General features: G+C 37.1%; 8 protein-coding genes and 1 pseudogene. 1 reads left to right on the plus strand and 8 read right to left on the minus strand.

Annotated features, from left to right (window positions below):
• Positions 1 to 85: 85 nt before the first annotated feature.
• The 7 genes from GQR53_RS19835 to GQR53_RS19865 form a co-directional block, all read right to left on the minus strand.
• On the minus strand, positions 86 to 478 hold the full coding sequence (locus GQR53_RS19835) for a biopolymer transporter ExbD (protein WP_165745009.1): 393 nt from the start codon (positions 476 to 478) through the stop codon (positions 86 to 88).
• A 313-nt stretch (positions 479 to 791) separates the two neighbouring features.
• Positions 792 to 1,235 carry a PA2169 family four-helix-bundle protein gene (locus GQR53_RS19840; RefSeq protein ID WP_165745010.1) on the minus strand — a complete coding sequence of 148 codons (444 nt, stop codon included), beginning with the start codon at positions 1,233 to 1,235 and terminating at the stop codon, positions 792 to 794.
• Between the two features lie 177 nt (positions 1,236 to 1,412).
• Positions 1,413 to 2,351: a LysR family transcriptional regulator gene (locus GQR53_RS19845; protein ID WP_002961484.1), complete on the minus strand. Its 939-nt coding sequence runs from the start codon at positions 2,349 to 2,351 to the stop codon at positions 1,413 to 1,415.
• 19 nt (positions 2,352 to 2,370) lie between these two features.
• Complete coding sequence (gene aceK / locus GQR53_RS19850; RefSeq protein WP_165745011.1) at positions 2,371 to 4,089, minus strand: bifunctional isocitrate dehydrogenase kinase/phosphatase; 1,719 nt, start codon at positions 4,087 to 4,089, stop codon at positions 2,371 to 2,373.
• 103 nt (positions 4,090 to 4,192) lie between these two features.
• On the minus strand, positions 4,193 to 4,672 hold the full coding sequence (locus GQR53_RS19855) for a DUF4124 domain-containing protein (protein ID WP_165745012.1): 480 nt from the start codon (positions 4,670 to 4,672) through the stop codon (positions 4,193 to 4,195).
• 86 nt (positions 4,673 to 4,758) lie between these two features.
• On the minus strand, positions 4,759 to 6,255 hold the full coding sequence (locus GQR53_RS19860; protein WP_165745013.1) for a DUF3413 domain-containing protein: 1,497 nt from the start codon (positions 6,253 to 6,255) through the stop codon (positions 4,759 to 4,761).
• Positions 6,256 to 6,260: 5 nt separating this feature from the next.
• Entirely contained in the window at positions 6,261 to 6,473 is a 213-nt protein-coding gene (locus GQR53_RS19865) for a DUF1414 domain-containing protein (RefSeq protein ID WP_002961475.1), read from the minus strand.
• A 62-nt stretch (positions 6,474 to 6,535) separates the two neighbouring features.
• Here GQR53_RS19865 and yejK point away from each other — a divergent pair, with 62 nt between their 5' ends.
• Positions 6,536 to 7,552: a nucleoid-associated protein YejK gene (gene yejK, locus GQR53_RS19870; RefSeq protein WP_165745014.1), complete on the plus strand. Its 1,017-nt coding sequence runs from the start codon at positions 6,536 to 6,538 to the stop codon at positions 7,550 to 7,552.
• Between the two features lie 327 nt (positions 7,553 to 7,879).
• Here the strand turns inward: yejK and GQR53_RS19875 are convergent.
• A pseudogene (locus GQR53_RS19875) lies at positions 7,880 to 8,264 on the minus strand (ribonuclease E); the annotation flags it as partial.

Below are 8,264 nucleotides of genomic sequence, written 5' to 3' on the forward strand. Positions count from 1 at the left end.
TCCCCATAAAAAGAAAGATGCCAGTCAGCTTAACTGACTGGCATTAGCCGTAAGGCCCTTTTTTTGGTTTTAGCTTGGGCTGATTTTATTTAGAAATCAAACTTATTGGATAATCATCGTATTGCTTAATATTATTCATTACATTCATTAAAGTATTATGTGTACTGTTTTCGTCTGCGATTATAAGTACCGAACTTATTTCATATTCAGCCGCGAACATAGCTAAATTAGTCGAAACTTGCTCTAAATCAATTAACCTCCCAGAAAAATATACTCCGTTACTTTCATCAATTTTAAATAAAGCATTTTTAACAGGCTTATCTATTTGAGGGCTGTCGAGTGGTCGGTTTAATTCAATAGCCACAGGTTTTACAAAAGATGTAGTTACAATAAAGAAAATTAGTAATATGAACACTATGTCTAACATCGGGGTCATATCTACATCAGCATTATTTTGCAGTTTGGTTAGTTTTTTCATATTGGACCTTATTTTTAATTAAATGCTGCGGCGCCACAGCAAGGTTTTAGGTACCTATTAACAAAATTAGCACAGCAAAAATAAAGCGTGGTTAAATAAATATTCTAATAACATTAAATATTTGTACTAATTATGTATTTAAAATGTGGTGAAATAAGGTGGTGTTTATACCGTTCTGCTTAAATATGGGTCTATTTAGCATCGTTATAATGTAATTCAATTCGTTAAATTGCTTAAAAAAATATGTAGATTGGTATTAGAGGCAATAAAAAACCCAGCTCGAGGCTGGGTTCTAGTTATGCGCTATGTAAGCTTAATGCTTTTGCATACGGCTCATTTCTGCATGGCAGCTTTGCATTGTTAATAATGTTTTAGCCAGTGCAGCTTCGCAGTCAGCTGGTTGCGGTTTATCCATTGCTGCTTTAATTTCTTCAAGGGTTTTATCTTCTACCTCTTCAAGCTCTTTTACATACGTGTTGTCGTTGTGTGAGGTAAAAGTGGTCAATAGGGCTGTGTATGCGCGTCGTGCTTCAACTGCGAAAGATGAGCCATCTTCGCGTTCGCCTTTTTCATTAATTGCATATGGCTGCAAGCGCTCAACACTCACTTTTCGGGCATCTATCATACGCTGAAAAAGTGCACCAATAGCAGGGTCTTCAACTTTTTCCTGTGCCTTTTGATAAAAATCTATGCCGCTGTTCATAACTTGAATGATGTCAGTAATATGATTTACTTCTGATCCTTGATGGGTGTTCATAATGACCTCTTTAATTAAATGAATGTATAGTTCAATTTAATTAAAGCAATGTATGTTCCACGTTTCAATAGTTATGTAGTTATTTGATTTTATTGGTTTAATTTTATTTTAGTAAGATGCTAAGTTAACAGGAAAAAAATTAACCTAGCAATTTTTACATTATATTGTGTAATAAAGTTATTTTAGCTCTTCAGCTACTTCAGCTACTTTTTGACGTAACCAAATGTGACTCGCATCGCGATGTAACAGTGGGCTCCAAATCATATCAAGCTCAAAAGGAGGGATTGGAAATGGTGGCTCTAAAATTTTAAGCCCCGGATCATCTAAATATATATTTGCGGCTTTTGAAGGAAGGGTCGCAATCAAATTTTTCTCTTTAGCTAAATGAATTGCCACATGGTAGTTACGCGTAAAAGTGGCAATATTACGATGCTTACCAAAGTGAGCAAGTGCTTCGTCAACCCAGCCAAGTTTTTGCACATCTTTAGGGTCCATGCCTACACCTACACCAAAACCTGTTTTACTCACCCATATATGGCGCGCTTTTAAATAGCTGTCGAGGCTAAAGTTTTCAATTATAGGATTATCGGCTTTTACTAAGCAGCAAAAACTATCTTTCCAAATACGTTTATGATGAAAAGACTGAGGTAAGTTTTCAAAACGGTTGATTGCCATATCTACTTTACCGTTTTCTACATCATGAAAGGTGACATCACTTGGTGTGAGTATATCTAAAGTAGTATCGGGGGCTTCTTCGTGCAATTTACTTAAAAGCTTTGGTGCTAATGTACTTGCAGCGTAATCACTGGCCATTATTCTAAACACACGCTTACTTTGGCTTGCCTCAAATTCTCGATTAGGAGCTAGAGTTTCTTCAAGCGTCATTAATATGCCACGAATAACGGGTTGTAACTCCAAAGCACGCTCGGTAGGCACCATACCATCGCTGGTACGAACTAAAATAGGGTCGTTAAATAAGTTACGAAGACGTTTAAGGCCATTACTCATTGCAGGTTGCGTTATACTCAATTGATTAGCAGCGCGTGTTACGTTGCATTCTCGAAGCAATGTATCGAGGTAAACGAGTAAATTTAAATCTATTTTACTTATATTCATTGTGTGTGTCCTTTAGCGCTTACCAGTGGTGAATAAAGCGCTGTGCTGTCGGGTATGGGTAAATATGACTTACCTGACCATTTTTTATATTTTGTTGTGCCTGCTTCCAAAAGCTAACATCTATAAGCTCAGGATGAGTGCTGAGTAAAAACTTTTTATACATAGGGTTTGGCATTACAAATGTACAAAGTTGCTCAGGAAATACGTCCTGTGGTGCAACAGAGTAACTTTGTTCATCCATTAGATAGTCGTCATAGCTCTTTGCTTTTGGTAATGCTCTAAAGTTCATATCGGTTAGATATTGAACTTCATCGTAATCGTAAAAAATAATACGTTTGTGCTTACTTACACCAAAGTTTTTTAAGAGCATATCACCAGGGAATATATTAACAGCAATCATTTCTTTTAGGGCTTGCCCATATTCTTCAATCGCGTCGGCGACACTTTCTTCATCAGCATTTTCTAAAAACAAGTTAAGAGGTGTCATGCGCCGTTCAATATACAAATGCTTGATGATCAACCAATCGCCCTCAATTATCATTGATGAGCCAATTGTTTTATGTAATTGCGCAAGTAAATTACTATCAAAACGCGCTAAAGGAAATACGACGTTAGAATACTCTATGGTATCGGCCATTCTGCCAACGCGATCATGGTTTTTTACCAGTTGATAGCGTTTTAATACGGTATCACGGCCAAAGGGTTTACTCTCACCAAATTTGTCTTTTATTACTTTAAAAACATAGCCAAATGAGGGGAGGGTAAATACCATCATCACCATACCGGGAGTCCCCGGTGCAATTGTAAACTCATCACTAGAGTGAGATAAATGATTTAAAAACTCTCGGTAAAACTCAGTTTTACCCTGCTTATGAAAACCCACTGCGTTATAGAGCTCAGCAAGTGTTTTGTTTGGCATAAGTTGATTTAAAAACCGAACAAGTGCTGAAGGTGCATGAGTCTCTACCATAAAATAAGCGCGGGCAAAGCCAAAAATAACACGCATTTGAGATGACTTAGTTAAAAGTGCATCTAAATATAATCCGTTATCTTCATCGTGTAATACAGCGATTATAAAGGGCTGAACCCCACTTTTTGAAACAACACGACCAACAATATAGGCTGCTTTATTTCGATAAAAAGGCGTGTGTAAAATATCAAAGCGCATTTGCCAAGGTTGGTGATGTGTATCGGGGGCTTGTTTATAAAAAGCTTTAACAAGGAGGCGAATATCACGCTCTAAATTTACAAATGGGGCTTTAAAATCAAAATGGCTAATAATGCGTTTTATTGTTGGTTTTAGGCCATCAACTACAGGAAAGTATGTTCTATATTCTGCTTCTACAGGCACTGAAGGAGCATCTTTTAAGGTTGCTTCTACAAATATAAAGTCATTATGAAAATAGCGCCTATGGTACAGCCGGCAAAATACAGAGTTATAAAAAGTTTCGGCGAGCTCTGCTTGGGGATGAAAACATAAAAAATGCTGATATATCTTTTTAACTTCAAGCCATAGGCTTTCATCGAGTTGTTCGGTTGGGGTTTCTTTTTTTAGCGCTTGCGTGGTTTCGTTAACACGATCATCATAATAACTGATACGCAAACGGCTGATATCATTAATTGCTTGCCAATCTTTTTTTGCAAAGGCAAGAGGGGCTTTGGCTGTTGTTTTTTGAAATAACTGATAGTGCCTTTTAAAACCCGTTAAAATTAATTCAGCAATATGGCGAGGTTGCATTTGCACTCCTTAAAAGTCCCTAGAGTTTATACTCTATTGTGTTAAGGGTATGTTATTTTAAGTTTAAAACCAAGATAAATGTTACTTACTAACTAAGAGTAATTTATTGGAGTTGAGCTATCTTTTTTTCGAGAATTTTAATTTGTTTAGTAACAGCCGATACGTTTTTCTTATATGTTTTATTAATTATTTTTAGTTTTTTAGTAATGTCTTTAGTAATACGCTTTTTATCATCAATGGCTAAGATATGATTTAACCGCTCTTGTTGTTTGTATTCAGCACGCTCTTTATTACGATCAAGTATTGTTAGTTTATGGTTATTACTGCGAAGCTCTGCCTGTAAGGCAGACAGAAGCCTTTCACGCTCAAGTTCGTTTAGTTGTTTAGTGTAGTCAACCTTAGGACCAGAATACTGATTACCCGTTGTGTTAACTTTATAAGTCGTTGCTTCGTCGTCACAGGGGAGTTGAGAAAAGACAGTGCCTTTTTCTGTTACACATTTGTAGTAAGTGGTATCGCTAAAGCTAAAAAAACTGATAAGTAAAAAGCTAGAATGGAGAATATAACGAGAAGTTTTAAACATACATGTCATCCTTGGTTTTTATATCTAACAACAATATAAAACTATAACCTAGCTTGGTGGTATATCAAGCTAGGTTAGGATAACTGTTATTGGGTAAAGGTTTTGAGCTTTTTAATACTCTGTACTAAAAATGGTATATCTAAACCTTGTTCAATAGAAAAACCTTCAGCGGCGGAAATGTTTTTAAAGTTACCATCTGAATCTATTAAGGTAATCCTATCTTTTTTATAGGCTATAACAACACCCTGAGAGTAGTTAACGCCCATATCATCTTTTTTCTTGTATAAATTAACGCCTAGCATTGTTTGCTTGGCAATAGCTTTGCAATTTAAATATTGCCCAACGCTTGTTGCAATTAAGTCGCTAGGTTGAATTAGCCCATCTACTTTAGAAATACGTTTGTCAGAGCTGTATAAAGTTGAGGTGGTTACTACTTCTTGCTTGTTATTGGCAAGACTAAAAGCAAAAACCTGTGTTTCACCATCTCGAACAGTAGGGGTATCGCTCGCTTTAATGACTCGAATAGCACTAGAGCTATGTGCTTGATCATTAATAAAGCTTAGTTCTTCAATGCCAGTTACTTCAATGCTACGGCGCTGACTTTGCCAAACTGGGAGTGTCTGCTCGGTTAAAATTGCTGCTTTATAAAAAGCGGGTAAACCATACACTAAGCTAAATAACGTATCGTCATGATTTGTTGGCTGTAAAAACTGCTCTGTTTTGTGCATGTTTTTATTCTCGGCAACAAACTTTTCGAGTTGTTGTTGAGTTTCAAATACAAATATATCTACATTGGCTTGTGTGTAGTCCTCGCATTTTTCAAGCGGGCTTGGCATTTGATAACTAATATTTTGGTTATTAATTTTTACGTTGTGTGCTTGCTCGTAGCTTTCTATATCTAGCAGATCATTTTTAGCTAACAAGCTTTTAGCGGTAGTAGGGTATGAAAGTGGCAAAACATTATCTTGTTTTGTTACGTCAAAGTTTAAATTGGCGTCAGCCCAAATATGAATACTGTGGCTAAGCGAAAAACACACGATTAAAAAAGAAATTGCGTAACGTGCAAATTTATATTGCTTTAAACGCTCAAGGTGGTGCCATGTGTAATTACTAACAAGTAGCTGAAAGCCTAAAATAACAACAACAATACCACTGGCTAAAATGGTTGTTAAAGCAGGAGAGCTTGTTAAACGATGCCACAACAATGAAATTATTTCAGGTAAGGCAGATATACTCAGGTGATAACCTAAGTTAACATACACATAAGCATCAAGAGTAAGCAATGATGCGCCTACAGTGGCTATAACAGCGGCCATGCCGCGAATGTGTCGTGGGTAGGGGAATACTAAACTAAGCGGAAATACCGTCAGCACAAACGCTAAAAAGGCTATAAAACTAGTGTGGCTTAGCCAAGTAACTAGCATATAGGTAATGCCTAAAAAGCTTGTAGGTGGCGAGTCTGCAAATAAATAGCTTAAGCTAATAAGCAGGGCTAAGCCGATATTGGCAAAGGTAAACCAATGCCCCCAACTTAGCAGCTGACTCGCTTTTGATGAAAATTGATTGTGCTGCGATAAATTCATAAATTTTATTTAACCGACTGCGCGAGCGCTTTTGCAAAGTTCTCGGTTACAGCTTGTCTTTTCCCTGTTGGTACATGCTCTTTTAAGATATGCGTGATAGAATTTCCTAAACACATAAGACTTAAATCAACCGGCGCATTGTGTTTAGTTAGCACATCAATAAGCTGATCGACGATTTGTTCTACTTCTTCATTAGAGTATTTTGATAAGATTGGCATTAGTTGGTTCAATAAAATAGTTATATTCTCGTATTTTAACACTAGAGGCGTGAAAAACAAAGATGACAACAGACGTTAAAAAATTAGTCGTTCACTATGTAGACAAAAAAGACGACGATACGCAAATTCACCTTCGAAATGATGAGATGGTAATTAACGATAAAGTAGCCGTTTTTATCGAACAATTACATCATGCATACAATGGTAAACCTGGTAAAGGTTATTGTGCTTTCAGTGGTGACAAAAACAGTGTTGTAGCATCTGCAATGCAAAGTTACCGTAATGATGAGTTAGGCTTTTGGCATATGACCGAGCAAGCCTCGACGGTTTTAAAAGAAGAGCTTGATAAATATGCATTTAGTGAAACAGGCTATTTAGTATTTTGTCATTACCAGTACGTTGCAACTGATTACATGCTAATTGCGATGATTAACATCAAAGAGCATTATTCTATGACCTCAGAGCTTGATTTAGCCGCTTCTCGTCATTTAGACATATCACGCATGCAACTTGCTGCTCGTATCGATTTAACAGCGTGGGATACACAAGCTGACGACAACCGTTATATTTCATTTATCAAAGGGCGAGCTGGACGTAAAGTTGCCGACTTTTTCTTAGACTTTTTAGGTTGTGAAGAGGGTATTGATTCAAAACAGCAAAGCCAAGTAATGCTTAGCGCAGTAGAGGATTATTTATCTGAGCAACAATTTGATAAATCAGAAAAAGACGATTTACGTAAACAAGTTTTTGACTACTGTAATGACTGTGTGACAACTGGTGAAGATGCCAGCGTAAGCGAGCTATCTGCAACGCTTACAAAAGGCGATGACAGCCCGTTTGATAGTTTTTGTAAAGAACAAAGCTATGACTTAGAAGAAACTTTCCCTGTTGATAAGAAAACCGTAACCAGCATGGTTAAGTTCTCTGGTCTTGGTGGGGGTGTAAGTGTAAGCTTTGAACGTAAACACCTAGGCGAGCGCGTAACTTACAACGATGCAACGGACACGCTTGTAATTAAAGGTATTCCACCAAACTTAAAAGATCAGTTACAACGTTTTATGGAAAGTGAAAGCGAGTAAATTTCACAAGTTAAAAAGCTGATTTAAGAGCGCGGTATTTATATCGCGCTTTTTTGTATCAGTATATAAATTCGTTGCATCGGAAAAAACCTTAAATATTTATTTCACATAGAGAAGTGAAAGAGGAGTAAATGAGAAAACACAAGTCGTGCTTTATTAACAAGACTTAGCCTTTTTACTACCTCTAAAAGCGCAGCGTCTCTTTACCTCTTTGTGAATAAATCGCTTATTGTGGGCGTGAAGAAACTTTAATAATTATTCAAATCATATAAACAAAAAAGCCCCGCTATTTATTAAATAGCGGGGCTTTTAAATGAATGTTAGTTATTAATCAACACTCATTGTTTTAGTCATTGCAGAACTTGCACGACCAGCAGGTTTGATTGAACCTGCACGTAAACCACTGTCTGGAACTAGTTCACGTTTATCGTGAGCCATTGCTACAGACGTATGTTTCACTTCGCTATCAGCTACAGGAGTAGGTTGTGCCATTGGCGCACTTGCTGACCCTTGAGTAACCGCTGTTTTAACATGCGGTGCTGATTTTTCAGTTTTCACTTTTGCTTCAACTTTAGCAGGCTCTTCAGTTACTACTGGTGTTTCAGCTTTAGCAGACTCTTCAGTTGCTACTGGCGTTTCAACTTTAGCTGGCTCTTCAGTGGCTACTGGCGTTTCAACTTTAGCTGGCTCTTCAGTTGCTACTGGTGTTTCA

Origin of the sequence: Pseudoalteromonas sp. Z9A6 (genome assembly GCF_011378805.1) — a bacterium.
Taxonomy (GTDB): domain Bacteria; phylum Pseudomonadota; class Gammaproteobacteria; order Enterobacterales; family Alteromonadaceae; genus Pseudoalteromonas; species Pseudoalteromonas distincta.

Coding starts and splice junctions, on each gene's coding strand:
- GQR53_RS19835 (WP_165745009.1), bottom strand. CDS start 478: ATGAAAAAACTAACCAAACTGCAAAATAATGCTGATGTAGATATGACC.
- GQR53_RS19840 (WP_165745010.1), bottom strand. CDS start 1,235: ATGAACACCCATCAAGGATCAGAAGTAAATCATATTACTGACATCATT.
- GQR53_RS19845 (WP_002961484.1), bottom strand. CDS start 2,351: ATGAATATAAGTAAAATAGATTTAAATTTACTCGTTTACCTCGATACA.
- aceK (WP_165745011.1), bottom strand. CDS start 4,089: ATGCAACCTCGCCATATTGCTGAATTAATTTTAACGGGTTTTAAAAGG.
- GQR53_RS19855 (WP_165745012.1), bottom strand. CDS start 4,672: ATGTTTAAAACTTCTCGTTATATTCTCCATTCTAGCTTTTTACTTATC.
- GQR53_RS19860 (WP_165745013.1), bottom strand. CDS start 6,255: ATGAATTTATCGCAGCACAATCAATTTTCATCAAAAGCGAGTCAGCTG.
- GQR53_RS19865 (WP_002961475.1), bottom strand. CDS start 6,473: ATGCCAATCTTATCAAAATACTCTAATGAAGAAGTAGAACAAATCGTC.
- yejK (WP_165745014.1), top strand. CDS start 6,536: ATGACAACAGACGTTAAAAAATTAGTCGTTCACTATGTAGACAAAAAA.